This is a genomic window from Desulfovermiculus halophilus DSM 18834 (assembly GCF_000620765.1).
GTDB lineage: Bacteria > Desulfobacterota > Desulfovibrionia > Desulfovibrionales > Desulfothermaceae > Desulfovermiculus > Desulfovermiculus halophilus.
The window spans coordinates 182,068-197,323 of sequence record NZ_JIAK01000006.1 but is presented as its reverse complement, the minus strand read 5'-3'; the positions used below and the strand labels follow the sequence as shown (position 1 = coordinate 197,323).

The 15,256-nt window shown below is 58.7% G+C and carries 12 protein-coding genes; 2 read left to right on the top strand and 10 right to left on the bottom strand.

Going from position 1 to position 15,256, the window contains the following annotated elements; all coding sequences use genetic code 11:
- Positions 1-791: 791 nt before the first annotated feature.
- The 7 genes from N902_RS0103390 to N902_RS0103350 all read right to left on the bottom strand — a co-directional run bounded on the left by N902_RS0103390 (position 792) and on the right by N902_RS0103350 (position 7,036).
- Positions 792-1,334, bottom strand: coding sequence for a 2-oxoacid:acceptor oxidoreductase family protein (locus N902_RS0103390; RefSeq protein WP_027369789.1), 543 nt, complete (start codon positions 1,332-1,334; stop codon positions 792-794).
- Positions 1,335-1,338: 4 nt separating this feature from the next.
- Positions 1,339-2,139: a 2-oxoacid:ferredoxin oxidoreductase subunit beta gene (locus N902_RS0103385; protein ID WP_027369788.1), complete on the bottom strand. Its 801-nt coding sequence runs from the start codon at positions 2,137-2,139 to the stop codon at positions 1,339-1,341.
- 3 nt (positions 2,140-2,142) lie between these two features.
- Positions 2,143-3,294, bottom strand: coding sequence for a 2-oxoacid:acceptor oxidoreductase subunit alpha (locus tag N902_RS0103380; RefSeq protein ID WP_027369787.1), 1,152 nt, complete (start codon positions 3,292-3,294; stop codon positions 2,143-2,145).
- Positions 3,291-3,509 carry a 4Fe-4S dicluster domain-containing protein gene (locus N902_RS0103375; protein ID WP_027369786.1) on the bottom strand — a complete coding sequence of 73 codons (219 nt, stop codon included), beginning with the start codon at positions 3,507-3,509 and terminating at the stop codon, positions 3,291-3,293. The genes N902_RS0103380 and N902_RS0103375 overlap by 4 nt, the downstream gene beginning before the upstream one ends.
- A 70-nt stretch (positions 3,510-3,579) precedes the next feature.
- Positions 3,580-4,377, bottom strand: coding sequence for a methyltetrahydrofolate cobalamin methyltransferase (locus N902_RS0103370; protein WP_027369785.1), 798 nt, complete (start codon positions 4,375-4,377; stop codon positions 3,580-3,582).
- A gap of 213 nt (positions 4,378-4,590) precedes the next feature.
- A complete protein-coding gene (locus N902_RS16185) occupies positions 4,591-6,351 on the bottom strand; it encodes an ASKHA domain-containing protein (RefSeq protein ID WP_161635148.1) in 1,761 nt (586 codons plus the stop codon).
- Between the two features lie 49 nt (positions 6,352-6,400).
- Positions 6,401-7,036, bottom strand: coding sequence for a corrinoid protein (locus N902_RS0103350; RefSeq protein ID WP_027369784.1), 636 nt, complete (start codon positions 7,034-7,036; stop codon positions 6,401-6,403).
- A gap of 275 nt (positions 7,037-7,311) precedes the next feature.
- Here N902_RS0103350 and N902_RS0103340 point away from each other — a divergent pair, with 275 nt between their 5' ends.
- A complete protein-coding gene (locus N902_RS0103340; RefSeq protein WP_051564211.1) occupies positions 7,312-8,190 on the top strand; it encodes a MurR/RpiR family transcriptional regulator in 879 nt (292 codons plus the stop codon).
- Between the two features lie 254 nt (positions 8,191-8,444).
- The gene (locus tag N902_RS0103335; RefSeq protein ID WP_027369782.1) at positions 8,445-9,701 is read left to right on the top strand and encodes an amidohydrolase; all 1,257 of its coding nucleotides are present in this window, start codon (positions 8,445-8,447) and stop codon (positions 9,699-9,701) included.
- 212 nt (positions 9,702-9,913) lie between these two features.
- On the opposite strand, the gene N902_RS16180 is transcribed toward N902_RS0103335, so the two are convergent.
- The 3 genes from N902_RS16180 to dnaG all read right to left on the bottom strand — a co-directional run bounded on the left by N902_RS16180 (position 9,914) and on the right by dnaG (position 15,199).
- Positions 9,914-11,449: a B12-binding domain-containing radical SAM protein gene (locus N902_RS16180; RefSeq protein WP_051564209.1), complete on the bottom strand. Its 1,536-nt coding sequence runs from the start codon at positions 11,447-11,449 to the stop codon at positions 9,914-9,916.
- Positions 11,450-11,738: 289 nt separating this feature from the next.
- On the bottom strand, positions 11,739-13,502 hold the full coding sequence (gene rpoD, locus N902_RS0103325; RefSeq protein WP_027369781.1) for an RNA polymerase sigma factor RpoD: 1,764 nt from the start codon (positions 13,500-13,502) through the stop codon (positions 11,739-11,741).
- Complete coding sequence (gene dnaG / locus N902_RS16175; protein ID WP_034621420.1) at positions 13,499-15,199, bottom strand: DNA primase; 1,701 nt, start codon at positions 15,197-15,199, stop codon at positions 13,499-13,501. Before dnaG ends, rpoD begins: the two co-directional genes overlap by 4 nt.
- Positions 15,200-15,256 lie beyond the last annotated feature (57 nt).

Here is a 15,256-nt window from a genome sequence, read left to right as displayed (position 1 = left end):
TCCTGAACTGTGACTGTTTACAACATTTTTTATTTTCTACCCTTTGAAGCAAATAATGTCAAAATGAAAATAATATTTCATATACTCCGTTTTTTTCGCTGCCCCGGGTCACCGCTGCAAAATCCTGTACCGGCTGAAGAGAAACCGCCCGGAGGAATTTTTTCGGCCTCGCACCATCCAAAGAACCAGACAAGACACCGGCACAAAAAGAACTTCGAATCTGAGCCTATCCCGAAAAGGGTCAGCCCCGCCCTGCTCACAGCCCAGCTCGTCCCGCATCGGATCAAGGCAGGAATGAAATGTTTTCAGAAAATATTTCATCCCAGGGCTGAGCAAAGGCGTTTTGATCCAGATTTTTGCTCTCATTTGCATGAAAATAATGCTCTAACATCCTGTTTTTACAGGATGTATTATTTTCATGCTTCGTTGTGCCTGCGCCTTGGCAGGCATGTGGGTTAGTTTATGGATCCCGATCCCGATAGCGATTCCGAACCCGAAGAAAGAAAATCACAACAAACGGATGCACTGGCCGCTCATTCTTCGCGCCAGGGATCCTCAGCGTTATCAGGATCCGATTGGGTAGCCACTTCCAGTCGGTATCGGTATCGGTATCGTTTGTATGCTTCGTTAGCGCAAGCGTGCCTGTGCTTTGGCAAGCATGTGGGTTTGTAAAATCCACGCGGCAGGTTCAAGAACAAAAAAAGCCCGTGCAGGAGGTTGACGTCCTGCACGGGTTTTTAGGATGGACAAAGAAAAGGCCCCGTTTCTGGGGCAGGGGAAGAGGATGCTGATCAGTCCTGGGCGCGGGCCAACTCGCCCCCCAGGTCCAGGGCTTGTTTGTTCAGATCCACGAACTGGGCCGGAACCCGGGCCTTGATCACCTCGAGCAGGGACTCCAGCCGGACGATACCGGTCAAGGCCTGCAGGGCCCCCAGCATGCAGATGTTTAAGACAATGGTCTTTCCAATGCGCTCCTGTACCGAGCGGTATAAGGGAAGGCTGACCTGCCTGGCATCCGCCTTGCGCTTGGTCTGAACCAAGGCACTGTCCGTGAGCAGGAGGCCTCCGGGACGGATGATCCCAAAGGACTGATCATAGGCTTCCTGGGTCAGACAGACCAGGATGTTGGGCTGAGTCACTTTTGGAAAGTTGATCTCGGTATCATCGATGATGATATCCGAGCGGGTCACCCCTCCCCGGGCCGCAGCCCCGTAGGACTGGGCCTGCACTGCGTTCAGCCCTTCATGGATCACCGCGGCTTCGGCCAGGATGATGGCAGCAGTGATCAGCCCCTGTCCGCCGGAGCCGGAAAAAACGAGTCGACATCGTTCCATAGGTCTATCCTTTGTGCGCAGCTTGAATCAGGCGCTCGTATTCCGAGCAGTATTCCGGAGTATCCTTGTGCACGAACACCCCCCGTTCAATGAGCTCGGGGTTGTTCTCCAGGGCCTTGGATCCGACCTGGGCGGTATTGTCTTTTAAGAACTCCAGCATGTTCACCGCACTGCCCAGCTTGTTCCGCCGCCCGAAATGGGTCGGGCACGGGGAGAGGATCTCGACGACTGAAAAGCCCTTGTGGCTGATGGCCTGCTTCAGATACTTGGTGATCTCCTGAAAGTGGTAGCTGGTGGTTCGGGCTACGTAGCTGGCACCGGAGGCAGTGGCCATGTGCGCGATATCAAAAGACTGGTCGATGGTCTGCAGGGGCGCGGTGGTCGCCTTCAGTCCGGTACCGGTCAGGGGAGAGAACTGCCCTCCGGTCATGCCGTAGATGCGGTTGTTCATGATCACCGCAGTGATGTCCATATTCCGGCGGCAGGCGTGAATGAAGTGATTGCCGCCGATGGCCAGGGCATCTCCGTCCCCCATGGGAACAATGACCTTCAGGTTGGGCTGGCTCATCTTCACCCCTGTGGCAAAGGCCAGGGCCCGGCCGTGCAGGGTGTGCAGGGAATGAAAGTCGACATACCCCGAGATGCGCGAGGAGCATCCGATTCCGGAGACCATGACCAGCTCGTTCTTGGCCAGCCCCAGATCTTCCACCGCCCGCAGCATATTGTTCAGCACAATGCCGTGCCCGCACCCCGGGCACCAGATGTGTGGGAAAAAGCGTTCCCGGATGTAGTTTCGAAAGGACATGGGCTATACCCCCCTTCCCTGGATCAGCCGGAGCATGTTCTTGATATCCGTGGGGGTAATAAACTCCCCGTCCACCCTGTTGGCCAGAAAGACCCGCTCCGGCCGGTCCACGGCCTTCTTCACCTCCTGGACCACCTGGCCCATATTCATCTCCACCACAACCACGGACACGGCCTGGGCGCATTTCTCCCGGACCAGCTGGGCCGGGAAGGGCCACAAGGTCTGCAGCTCCAGAAGGCCGAGCTTCTCGCCCCGGTTGCGCCGGTTCTTGACGATATGCAGGGCGGACCGGGCTGTGGAGCCGTAGGAGACCAAAACACAGGTGGCGTCTTCCAGAAAGTATTCCTTGTAGTGGGTGATCTGATGCACACTGTTCTCGATCTTGTCCACCAGATGGTGGATAAGGCCGTGGATAATCTTGGGGTCGCTGGTGGGAAATCCCCACATGTCATGGTACAAACCGGTGACATTGTATCGGTGTCTGCCGCCAAAATCGGACATGGGCAACCGTCCGTCTTCTCTGGGCAGATAGGGATGGTAGTCCACCCCCTCGGGCAGGGCGGTCCGCAGCCGCTGGACCACCTGCACTTCGCCGGGCTTGGGCAGCTCCACCTTCTCCCGCATATGCCCTGACATCTCGTCAAACAGAAGAATGACCGGCGTTCGGTAGGTTTCGGCCAAGTTAAAGCCCTCCACCGTCATCCGGAACAGATCCTGATGCGTGGAAGCGGTCAGGGCGATGATGGCGTGATCGCCGTGCGTCCCCCACTTGGCCTGATAAATATCGCCCTGACTGCCGTGGGTGGGCAGCCCGGTGGACGGTCCTCCCCGCTGGATATCGGCAATGACGCAGGGAATCTCGGCCATGACCGCAAAGCCCAGGGCCTCCTGCATCAGGGAAAAGCCGGGACCGCTGGTGGCGGTCATCACCTTGTGCCCGGTCAGAGAGGCCCCGATGATGGCACAAATGGAGGAAATTTCGTCTTCCATCTGCAAGAATTTGCCTCCAAGGGCCGGCAGCCGGGAGGCCATGTGCTCGGCGATCTCCGAGGACGGAGTGATGGGATACCCGGCAAAAAAATCCAGCCCGGCGTACAGAGCCGCCTCCACACAGACCTCGTTGCCTTGAATGAAGCGAATGTTCGTCTCGGTCATGCTGCTTCCTGCTCTTCGGTTTGAACCTCAATGGCCAGGTCCGGACATCTTCGTTCGCACAAGTGGCATCCGATGCAGTCTTCCGGCCGGGCGGCCACAACTTTTTCTTCCTCATCCAGCTCCAGGACCTGCTTGGGGCAGAAATGGACGCAAATCCCGCACCCCTTGCACCATTCCCGGTTGATATGGTGTCCAAGCACTTTCTTTTTGGCCATATTCCCACCTGGCGGCTTATGCCTGTTTGTATTTCTGTATTCCGGGTTCGGGTCAGATCCGTGAGTGCCTTTAATCCTCCAGGCCTTTGGCCCGGTACACGTTGAGGTAGTTCATGCAGAACTCATCCCGCCCCATCAGGGCCTCGGATGCGGCGATGACGGCCATCATCTTTCTGTCCAGAGGATTGACGATGGCCCCGTCCAGCCCCTGGGCGATGGCCATGGACATGAAGGTCCTGTTCAGCAGCACCCGCTTGGGCAGGCCGTAGGAAATATTGGACAGCCCGCAGATGGTGTGCACTCCCGGGATCTGGGTCATGATCATGCCGATGGCCTTTAAAAACTCCCGGCCGAAGCTGTCGTTGGTGGATACCGGCTGGACCAGGGGATCGACATAGATATTCTCCACCTTGACCCCTTTCTGGACCAGTCTGTTCACCAGATCCTGGGCAATGGCGAACCGGTCCTCGGCCGTTTCCGGCATTCCCTCATCGCTCATGCACAAGGCGATGACCTGACATTCATGGGAGGCGACAATGGGCATCAGGGCGTCGAAACGTTCTTTCTCCAGGGAAATGGAGTTGATCATCGCCGTTCCCTTGTGCACGGCCAGGGCGTTTTCAATGGCCCGGGGATCGGGGCTGTCGATGCAGCATGGCCCGTCCACTACTTCCTGCACCTTCTGGACCATCCAGTTCACATACTCGCTTTCCTGTCCGACGAATGTCCCGGCATTGATGTCTATATAGTTTGCTCCGGCGTCCCGCTGGTCCTTGGCCACCTGTTGAATGGCCTGGACATCCTGGGATTTGATTGCCTCACTGATTGCCTTGCGGCTGGAATTAATCAGCTCGCCGACGATGATCATGCTGCCTCCTTGGCTGCCGTTTCTCAAAAAGGGAATCGAAATGGAAAGAACATTTCGCTCCAATTTTGCAGGAAAAACTGTTATCAGTTATCAGGATCCGATTGGGTAACCACTCCTAGTCGGTATCGCTATCGGTATCGGTATCGAAATCGTTTGTATGCTTCGTTCGCCCAAGCGTGCCTGCGCCTTGGCAGGCATGTGGGCTCAAAACAGCTATCTCTCTCCGCCGATCAGGGCCCTGTCCACAGTATTTGCTCCAGGTTCCGGAAATTCCATGTTGGCCACAAAGGCATCCATGAACCCGGCGTCCTGGGCCAGTCCAATATGTTCCACCCCGGCCATGTCCTCCTCCAGCCTGCGGCGCACAGGGGTGGACACCAGAAGCCGGGCGCATCCCAGCTGGCTGGTATTCCCGGCAAAAACAACCTTGTCCGCGGTTTCCGGCGGGAGCATGCCCACACCTTCCAGACTGGCCGGGCGCAGGACATTGCCGAACCCGCCACCGACAACCACTCGATCCAGGTCCCGGCTCTCCAAACCGGCCTGGTCCAGCAGAAAGTCAATCCCGGTACGGATTGCCCCCTTGGCCAGCTGCAGCTGACGAACATCTCCCTGGGTCAGCCAGACCCCGTCCGCCAGGCTCACGGCCGCTTTGCCGTCCAGGCTCTGGAGCCTGGAGAGCACCTCTGTGGAAGGCTCTGTCAGCTCCTCCTTTGTCCGTAGACGACCGCTGGGGTCAAGGACGCCGATACCCAGCAGGGTATGCACCAGGTCCAGCAGCCCGCTGCCGCATATACCCAGGGGGCCGTGCCCGTTTCCGATGGCCTGCAGCACCAGATCCCTGCCGTCGAAGGAAACCTCCTGGATCGCCCCCGCAGCGGCCCGCATCCCGCTGCGCAGTCCCGAGCCCTCAAAGGCCGGTCCGGCGGCTGTGGAGGTCAGCAGGCGGACCTGCCCGGTGCTTACTCCCATTTCGCCGTTGGTGCCCACATCCAGAAAGAGGATTTTGTCCCCGGCCCCGAAAAAGCCCTGAACAGCCACCAGTCCGGCACTGATGTCCGATCCCACGAATGCATGCAAAATGGGCGGGACATAGGCTGTGCCCTGGGGATGAATCCCCAGGCCGAACCTGGAGGCCGGATGGCTGCACCCGCTGGCCAGGCCCACGGTAAACGGGAGCTGCCCCAGGGGACTCGGGTCTTCCCTGGCGCAGATCTGGACCATGGTCGTGTTTCCGCCGATGACCGCGTCCAGGATTTCCATGGGCTGGGCGCCCGCCTGTTCGCAGATCTCCCGGACCAGATCCCGGATGGCGGTCTGGACAGCGGAGGCCAAGAGCTCCAGCCCTTCGGTAGAGGATGCCCTCTGAATACGGGTCAGAACATCGTGCCCGTAGTCCACCTGGGGATTGAGCCTGCCCGCCGAAGCCAGCTCCCGGCCGGTTTCCAGACATATCAAAGAGGCAGCCAGGGTTGTTGTCCCCAGATCAAGGGCCAGGCCCTTGGGAGCCATATCCGCAGCCCATTGGGACAAGGGATGTCTGCGGCCAGCTTCTTCCGCATGCCGCAGCCAGTACCGCCCATCGTCCTCCTCCACCTGCACGGCCGGCTGAATCCGGCCGTCGGTTTGAGACCTGCCCAGGAGGATTGTACCCTCATCCGATGTCTTCCGGGCATCAAGCCTGTATGTCGGGGGAAGATAGACCTGCAGATCATCGTCGGGAACCAACTGGCAGGCCAGGCGGATGCCGTCCTGGGCCTCCTGGGCGGAAATATTGGCATGCGGGGTTTCCGGAGCCGCCCGGCTGGGCTGGACCCGGATCTTGCACTGCCCGCAGATTCCCTGTCCGTCGCAGGGACTGTCCACGTATATGCCCTGCTCGGCAAGGATCTGGCGCACGGTCAGTCCTTTTTGCCCCTGGACAGTTGTGCCCACAGGGTGAACGCGTATGTGAATGGTTTGGGTCGTACTCATGAATGGGTCCATTCCTATCCCATACCGGGTCAAGATTCAAGGCACCGGCCTATTGAAGCAGCTCCTTGGCCTTGTCCACTGCGCTGGCCGCATTCGGGGCGTACCCGTCTGCGCCGATCTTGTCTGCGTATTCTTGGGTTACCGGCGCTCCCCCGACCATGACCTTGACCTGATCCCGGAGCCCGGCCTCCTGTAAAGCCTGGATGGTTTCCTCCATCTTGGGCATGGTGGTAGTCAACAGGGCGGATAGTCCCAGAACGCTCGGATTTTTGTCCTTGACCGCCTGCACAATGGCCTGTGCCTTCTGGTCTATGCCCAGGTTGACGACCTCGAAGCCCGCCCCTTCGAACATCATGGCCACTAGATTTTTGCCGATATCGTGCAGATCGCCCTCCACAGTGGCCAGAAGGAACACCCCCTGGCTCTTGACCTCGGACTGGGCCAGAATCGGGCGCAGGATTTCCATGGCCTTGTGCATGGTCTTGGCGCTGCGCAGGACTTCCGGAATAAACATGTCTCCGTCCTTGAACCGCTTGCCGACCACGTCCATACCGGCCAGCAGACCGTTTTGAAGGACCTCTTCCGGGGCGATCCCCTGGTCCAGGGCCTTTTGGGTCAGATCCTGAACCTTGTTCAGCTGGCCCTGGATCAAAACATCGGCAAGTTCCTGCAAAATTTCACTCATGATCAACCTCCCTTGAATTCTCCTCGCATGGATTGCAGCCCGATGCCTTATGGCATGGTCCCTTCCTTGTAGAAAATGAAATGCTTCTTGTCAATGACACCATATATTTCAGGCAGACCCTCCCAGCCCTGGATCATCACCGCACGTCTTCTCACCTGAGGCCGCTACGCAAGACCCTCCGGGGCTGTTGACCTAAAGAACCGAAAATGACAAGACATATTTCTCTTCTGCATAAGGCAGCCGCCAGGGTTGCATACCGGCCGAGGATACAGCGCATGGCACATCACACAGAACAGCTGCTCAAACGGCTCAAGGACATCCATCCCCAGCTGACCGGGAAGGGCAAGATCCTCAATGCCTACATCCAGGAACATCCCAAGAAAGTGGTCTTCATGACCATCAAGGAGTTGGCCCAGGCCACCGGGGTCAGTGAGGCCACTGTGGTCCGCTTTGTCCGCACCCTGGGATTTTCCGGCTATAACGACTTCCTGCAGGAGCTCCGGGATGTACTGGACACCGACTCCCCGATGCTGGAACGAATGCATCTCTCTGTCCCGGAGACCGACATGGGCAGTCGCCTGCATTCCGTGGTCGCAGAGGGGATGCAGAACCTGCAGCACTTTTACAAGCAGGTGGACCTGGATGTCCTGGAGCAGATCATCGACCGCATAGAGCAAAGCCAGGACATCTTCGTCATCGGCTCCCGTCTTTCTTACATGCCGGCCTATTTTCTGGGCTGGGTGCTGACCAAGATCAGACACGGGGTAAACATCCTCAAGGGCAGCGATTCCACCAGCCTGGATTGGCTGGCCAACGCCCAGGAGGGGAGCCTGATCATCATCTTCTCCACCACCCGGTATCCGAACGAGCTCATCCGTCTGGGCCGCACGGTCAAGCGCCTGAACCAGACCCTGATCGTTATCGCCGACAGCTCCCTGTGTCCCCTATTGTCCTTTGCCGACCTCTCCCTGGTCACCCCGTCCAAGAACATCCCCCTGTTCGGGGACTTGACCATCTTCAACACCCTGATCCGGTTCATCACCCTGGAGCTGGCCAACCGTTCCGGCTCCGGATTTACCCAGTACCAGGAAAGGCTGGAACAGATCTATCTGGAAAACGACACCTTCTTCAATCTGCGAAGCAGCAACGACTGAGCCGTGCTTGTCTTTTCCCGCCAGCTTCTTTACATTTTTATGGTTCTTTGACGCAGCCTGTGGAATTTTACAGTTTGCCGTATATGTTTGTGTGCCACGCTTAATGTGCGGGCCTGCCGCTCACGGCACACAGAAGAGACGGCAAACTCTTATGTAGGCAATTCCACTTTTTGTGTCGAGGAGCCACTTTTTTCGGCCATGGACTCGGACCAGGGGCTTGAACCAAACACCCTTCCTGCACTGGACACATGAGCATGGACAGCATTCTTCTTCGCAATGTCCGCCTTGGCGACAGCACAATGGATGTGGCCATTGAGGGCGGATACTTCACCCAAATCGGCCCGGATCTGACGCTACAGACCGACACGGTCATCGACGGCCGGGGCAAGGCCATAATCCCCCCGTTTTTCAACGCCCACACCCACGCGGCCATGACCCTGCTTAGGGGGTATGCCGACGATATGGAGCTGCATACCTGGCTGACCCGGCATATCTGGCCCCTGGAGGCCAAGATCACGGCCCAGGACGTGTATATCGGGACCAAGCTGGCCTGTCTGGAGATGATCAAGTCCGGAACCGTGTTTTTCAACGATATGTACTGGCACCTGCCGGCCACTGCCCGGGCCGTGGAAGAGATGGGCCTGCGGGCGGCCCTGTCCTCGGTCTTCATCGACTTCAACGACCCGGAAACAGCCGACCGGCGATGGCAGGAATGCCTGGAGCTTCATGCCTTCAGCCGGGACCTGCCCTCCCGGATCACCTTTGCCCTCGGCCCCCATGCCATCTACTCCGTCAGCCGGGACTCCCTGTGCAGAGCGCGGGATTTCGCCCGCCAACACGGACTGCTCATCCATCTTCACGTAAGCGAAACAGCCAAGGAAGTGGAGGACTGCCAGCACAAGCACGGCTGCCGGCCGGTCCGCTACTTGGACCAGCTGGGTCTTCTCGGCCCCAACCTCATCGCCTGTCACGCCATCTGGCTCTCCCAGGACGAGATGGACCTGCTGGCCGAAAACAGGATCACCGTGGTCCACAACCCGGTCTCCAACCTCAAGCTGGGATCAGGGACATTTGCCTACAGGGCCCTGCAGGACCGGGGAGTCCGCATTGCGCTGGGCACGGACGGGTGTTCCTCGAACAACAACCTGGACATGCTGGAGACCATGAAGTTCGCCTCCCTGCTGGCCAAGGGCTCCACCCAGGATCCCACTGTGTTTCCCGCCCCTCAGGCCTTTGCCGCAGCAACGGGCAACGGGGCCGCGGCCTTTGGCCTCAACTCCGGAGACATCGCTCCCGGCAGGCTGGCCGACTGCCTGCTGGTGGACCTGGACAGCCCCCAGCTGACCCCGGACCACAGCCTGGTATCCAACCTGGTCTATTCCGCGGGAGGAGAGTGCGTCAACACCGTGATCTGCAACGGCCGCATCCTGATGCGCGACCGCCGGGTAGAGGGCGAAGAAGAGATTATGGCTCAGGCCAGGGAGGCCGCCCGGCGCCTGGTCCGTTCCTAGCCGCACAGAGGACAGGGAGCAGGTGTCAGCAAGCAGAGTGCGGAGAGGAAGGTGCTCGGGACCGGGGTGCACGGTGAGAAAAACCAGAGGCTGACAGCTGGAATGCGGGATCTGTCCAGCCCGCCTGGAATTGAACGCCCGGGCGGGCGCTCAGGATCCTGGGGGCCCGCCCGGGCCGGTGCAGGAAAAGGCATCGGCCGATCCGGAAAAGTTCAGCAGGCGTCGACAGTAGGACCGGAGATGTGGCCCTGTTTTGACTCCGGATGCTTTGTTGCCTTTTGGCACCGCTTGGCAACCTTTTGGAAGTGGTAGCCGTAGATGGCCAGCTCCAGGGCTGCGGGAAGGGCCTTGATCCTGGTCAAGGCGGTTTTCACAATCAACGGCCAGTACCAGATGCAGGCCTTGGAGAACAGCCCGATCCGCCAGGTGCTGGCCAGAGCCGCCTTGATCTCCCGCAGGCTGTAGTGCCCTTTGGCCGTTGGCCGGTAGGTCTTCAGAAAGGTATTGATCCTGGAGTAGTACATCCGCGGGGAGTAGATGGTCCGCACCACCCGCCTATAGCCGGACAACAGGTTATTGATCCCCATCTTGGGCACAAAATTGACGCTTCCGTCCGTGTTGTTCCCGGTAGACTCGGACAGCAGGCGTCCTTCGGCCCGCAGCCTGTGCCAGAGCCTGGTCTGAGGGATGGCCCCCAGGATGCCGACCATGGCTGTAACCACCCCGATCTGCTGAATAAACCTGATCTGGGCCTCGAAAATGGATTCCGTATCACTGTCAAAGCCGACGATGAATCCGCCCATGACCTGCATCCCGTGCTGATGGATGATCCGCACCGCTTCGGACAGATCTATTGTGGTGTTCTGGGTTTTGCCGCACTCCTGCAGGCTTTCCAGGCAGGGGGTTTCCAGGCCGAGAAAGACCTTGTTGAAGTTCGCCCAGCTCATCAGATTCATGAGCTCCTCGTCCTGGGCCAGATTGACGCTGGCTTCAGTGAGCAGGGTAAAGGGATAGTTGTGCTCCTTCTGCCACTGGATAACTGCCGGAAGCATCTCCTTGACCCGGCGTTTATTGCCTATGAAGTTGTCGTCGACGATGAAGACGCTGTTCCGCCACCCGGCATCGTACAGGGTCTGCAGCTCCTGAACCATCTGCTCCGGGGTCTTGGTCCTGGACTTCCGGCCGTTGAGCAGGAAGATATCGCAGAATTCGCAGTCAAAGGGGCAGCCCCGGGAAAACTGCACTGGCATAGTCGCATACTTGTGGATATCGATCAGGAACCACATGGGCACAGGCACCTGGGTCAAATCCGGCCGCTGCTTGCTGGTATACATCCGCCCGGCCTGTCCCTGTTGCATGTCCCGGACAAACCAGGGCAGGGTAATTTCTGCTTCGTCCAGCACGAAATGATCCACATCCGGATAGTTCTCCGGCTGGGCCAAGAAGGCCGGCCCTCCGGCAACAACTGTTTTCCCTCTGTCCTTGGCCTCCCGGATCAGGACGTCAACTCCTTCCTTCTGGATGAGCATGGCGCTGATAAAGACCAGATCCGCCCACTCCCAGTCCTCCTCCCGAACCGGGTCCGTATTCAGATCCACCAGGCGCTTTTCCCACGCCGAAGGCAAGAGAGAGGCCACAGTGAGCAGCCCCAAAGGCGGGAAAGCGGCCTTTTTGGAGATGAACCTTAATACATGCTGGAACCCCCAAAACGTCTCCGGATACTCCGGATAGAGCATGAGAATCTTCATTATCCTGTCTTCCTTGTATTTTGGATTTCAGCCCGGGGTGGCCATGGCCTGCAGCAGCCCGGAGCAATATCCTGACATGACGAACCAAACTCCCGCCGACTGTCGGCATGAATGGACTGGCCCAAAGAACATTTCCGAATGCTTGAAGATATCACAGCCACATCAAGGGAACAACACCTCATTGGAGGAGGAAAAGAGAGGCGCCTTGAGACTGGAAACGAAAAAGGGAGCAGAGTTCAACCCTGCTCCCGGCACGTGGAAGAGTTGCAAGGCCACCGCTAATGAATACTTACCCTTCATAATAGGAACGCAGGATCTGGCTCCTGGAGGGGTGCTTGAGCTTGCGCAGGGCCTTGGCCTCAATCTGCCGGATGCGCTCCCGGGTCACATTGAACAGCTTGCCCACCTCTTCCAGAGTATGGTCCGAGCGTTCTCCGATCCCGAACCGTTTGCGCAGGACCTGCTCCTCCCTGGGGGTGAGCTCTGAGAGCAGCTGCTGGATCTGATCCCCCAGCTTGGTGTGCACCACCTCGTCTGCCGGGGCCAGCGCCCTCTTATCCTCGATGAAGTCGCCCAGGCTGGAGTCCTCCTCGTCTCCGATCGGGGTTTCCAGGGATATCGGCTCCTTGGCGATACGCAGGACCTTTTTCACCTTTTCCAGGGGATAGTCCATGCGCTCGGCGATCTCTTCCGGCAGCGGGTCCCGACCCAGCTCCTGAACCAGATAGCGCGAGGTGCGGACCAGCTTGTTGATGGTCTCGATCATGTGCACCGGGATGCGGATGGTCCGGGCCTGATCCGCAATGGCCCGGGTGATGGCCTGCCTGATCCACCAGGTGGCATAGGTGGAGAACTTGTATCCCCGCTGATACTCGAACTTGTCCACCGCCTTCATCAGCCCGATGTTCCCTTCCTGAATGAGATCCAGAAACTGCAGGCCGCGGTTGGTATATTTCTTGGCAATACTGACCACCAGGCGCAGGTTGGCCCGGATGAGTTCCTGCTTGGCCCGCAGGGCCATGCGGTTTCCGTTCTCCATCCGCCACAGGATGTCCTCCAGCTCGTGCACGTCGTGACAGCACTTCTCTTCCAGGCGCTGCAGGATCTCCATCTTTCCGGTCAGCATCTCCTTGAAGGAGAAGACCTCTTCCACGGTCATGCCCAGCTCGTCGGCCAGTACCACGGGGTTGACCTCCCGGCGGTCCAGCTGGCCAAAGAGCTCTTCGATCTCCTGCTGGTTCTTGCCCACGGAGAGGATATAGGCCGAGTAGTCCCGCTGGCAGTTGTTCATCTGCCGGACATAGTCGCCGATATTCTCGATGATCTCGTCAATGAGCTTCTTTTCCAGCTTGATGGCCACCAGCCGGTCAACGATCTCGTGCTTATACTCCAGGACCCGGTCCTGAACCCCCCGCACCCGCTTATTCACCGTGGCCGTTTCCGAGACCTTGGTGTACACCCCTTTCTTTTTCTTATATATCTGCCTGATCTCTTCCAGGAGGTTGATGACCCGCTGCCGCTGGTTCATCTCCTCTTCAGTGGGGTCGTCCTCTTCAATGGTCTTGACGATGTCCTTGAGCTTGGCGTTCCCCTTCTTCAGCTCTTCCCCCACACCGATCAAATACTCAATGGCCACCGGGACCTCGACCAGGGCATACAGGACTTCCATCTCCCCGGCCTCGATCTTCTTTGCGATGTGCACTTCCCCATCCCGGTCCAGCAGGGGGACCAGCCCCATCTCGTGCAGGTACATGCGCACCGGATCGGAGCTGCGGGACAGCTCCTGGGAATCGTCGTCATCATCATCTCCGCTGCCCTGGTTCTCCAGCTCCAGGCCCAGCTCCCTGGGCATGACCTCGATTTTCTTGTTGTTGTTCTCATCGACAATGGCGATATCCAGCTGCTGAAAGATGGTGATGATCTCTTCAATCTGCTCCGGCTCGCTGACCTCGGCCGGCAACGCCTCATTGAGCTCTTCAAAGGTCAAGAAGCCTTTTTGCTTGCCTTTGGCAATCAGGGTCTTGATCTGTTGGATGTCCTTGACTGTGCTCATTCCGCCCCCTTCAGAAATTGACTGTACGCGCTGAGCAGTCTGCCCACTTCCTGCTCGTCCCCTCTGGCCTGAGCCTGGGCAATGGCCGCCTTCAGCCTCTGCTTGGCGCTCTGCTCCCTGCCCCGGAGCAGCAAATTGGATATATCGTCCCACACCTGGCGGTCCCTTTCCGGATCGTGGTCCTGGAATTGGCAGGACACGAAAAACGCCTTCTCCCCTTCATCCAGAAAAGGCAGCACCCGGTCATGGCCATGGGCGCACAATTTGTCCCAAAGCGCCCGCCCCCGGGAGGTGCGCAGGAGCCCGGCCAACCCCTGGGCCTTGAGTTTGGGCATGTACTCCGGACAACGCACGGCAAAAGCCAGAAGCTCGCGATCCCGCTGTCCGGACTCCGAGGAGCTGATCCGGGGCGTCTTTCCCTGCCGGGACCGCCCGGAAGTCTGCTTGCTGGAAACCGCTGTGCGCAGCTCGGCCTCGGAGAGATGCAGCCCCTCGGCCAGCCGCGGCAGGTAATAGGCTTGCCATGCCGCCTGGTTCAGGGATTTTAGAAACCCTACAGCCCAGTCCATGATATCCTTTGGTGCTGCATTGGATCTAATCATGCGCAGGCAAAAAGCAAGACCCTCGTCGGCCTCGTTCATCAGCTTGTGCAGGGCATCTTTCCCCTGACTGCGCAGCAGGCTGTCCACGTCTTCACCGTCCGGCAGGCAGACCACCTGGACTTGCAATCCGGCGGCCAGGATCATTTCCGAGCTGCGCAGTGCGGCCTGCTGCCCGGCCCGGTCTCCGTCAAAGAGCAGAACCACTGTGCTGCACAGCCCGGCCAGGCGGCGGACCTGGGAGGCGGTCAGGGAGGTTCCCAGCACGCCGCAGGAATTGGGAAAACCAAACTGCACCATGGTCAGAACATCGGCGTACCCTTCGGTGAGCAGGGCCTGTCTGCTCTGGGTCATGCTCCGCCTGGCCTGCTCAAGGCCGTACAAGAAATCGCCCTTGGTAAATACCGGGCTCTCGCTGCTGTTTAAATACTTGGGCTCCCCCTGGCCTACAATCCGGCCCCCAAAGGCCACCGTCCTGCCCCCCAGATTCTGGATGGGGAACATGACCCTGGATCGAAACCGATCGTATATCCTGCCCGTGGTGTTCTTGGAGAGCAGCCCGCCCTGCACGCCCTGTTCCGGAGTAAATCCATTTTTGATCAGATGGCTCTTCAGCGCATTCCAGCTGTCCGGCGCCCATCCCAGTCCGAACCGCTGTACGATCTCTTGGTCAAAACCCCGTTCGCGGAGATAGGCCCTGGCCGCCCGGCCCTGTTCTCCGGCCAGGGCCCGCTGATACATGTCCTGAGCCAGGGCGTGCATCTCCAGGCACTGCCGGCGCAGGCCGGCCTGGGCGTCACTTTCTTGGGAGAGCTCAATTCCTGCTTCCCGGGCCAGCTCCTGCACCCCTTCCATGAACTCCAGACCGTTTATCCGGCAGTAGAAATCTATCACGTCCCCGGACGCATGGCAGCCAAAGCAGTAGAAAAAGCCGCGTTCCGGGTTTACGCTCATGGACGGCTTGCTTTCCTGATGAAAGGGACAGACCCCCATCCACCGGTCTCCGGCTCGGCGCAGAGTAACGTAGCGCTGGATCAGATCCAAAAAATCGATTCTGTCCTTAATGGCCTGAATCTGTTCCGGGTGTACCTTAGACATGGGGCGCCCCTGTCTGGCGATCGGGATAAAAAAGTGAGCACGGAGACCACTACAACC

Bases quoted from the DNA above. Each gene is read 5' to 3' on its own strand.
- N902_RS0103335 (WP_027369782.1), top strand. From the start codon at position 8,445: ATGGACAGCATTCTTCTTCGCAATGTCCGCCTTGGCGACAGCACAATG.
- N902_RS0103340 (WP_051564211.1), top strand. From the start codon at position 7,312: ATGGCACATCACACAGAACAGCTGCTCAAACGGCTCAAGGACATCCAT.
- rpoD (WP_027369781.1), bottom strand. From the start codon at position 13,502: ATGAGCACAGTCAAGGACATCCAACAGATCAAGACCCTGATTGCCAAA.
- N902_RS0103380 (WP_027369787.1), bottom strand. From the start codon at position 3,294: ATGACCGAGACGAACATTCGCTTCATTCAAGGCAACGAGGTCTGTGTG.
- N902_RS16185 (WP_161635148.1), bottom strand. From the start codon at position 6,351: ATGAGTACGACCCAAACCATTCACATACGCGTTCACCCTGTGGGCACA.
- N902_RS0103385 (WP_027369788.1), bottom strand. From the start codon at position 2,139: ATGTCCTTTCGAAACTACATCCGGGAACGCTTTTTCCCACACATCTGG.
- N902_RS0103375 (WP_027369786.1), bottom strand. From the start codon at position 3,509: ATGGCCAAAAAGAAAGTGCTTGGACACCATATCAACCGGGAATGGTGC.
- N902_RS0103370 (WP_027369785.1), bottom strand. From the start codon at position 4,377: ATGATCATCGTCGGCGAGCTGATTAATTCCAGCCGCAAGGCAATCAGT.
- N902_RS16180 (WP_051564209.1), bottom strand. From the start codon at position 11,449: ATGAAGATTCTCATGCTCTATCCGGAGTATCCGGAGACGTTTTGGGGG.
- N902_RS0103390 (WP_027369789.1), bottom strand. From the start codon at position 1,334: ATGGAACGATGTCGACTCGTTTTTTCCGGCTCCGGCGGACAGGGGCTG.
- dnaG (WP_034621420.1), bottom strand. From the start codon at position 15,199: ATGTCTAAGGTACACCCGGAACAGATTCAGGCCATTAAGGACAGAATC.
- N902_RS0103350 (WP_027369784.1), bottom strand. From the start codon at position 7,036: ATGAGTGAAATTTTGCAGGAACTTGCCGATGTTTTGATCCAGGGCCAG.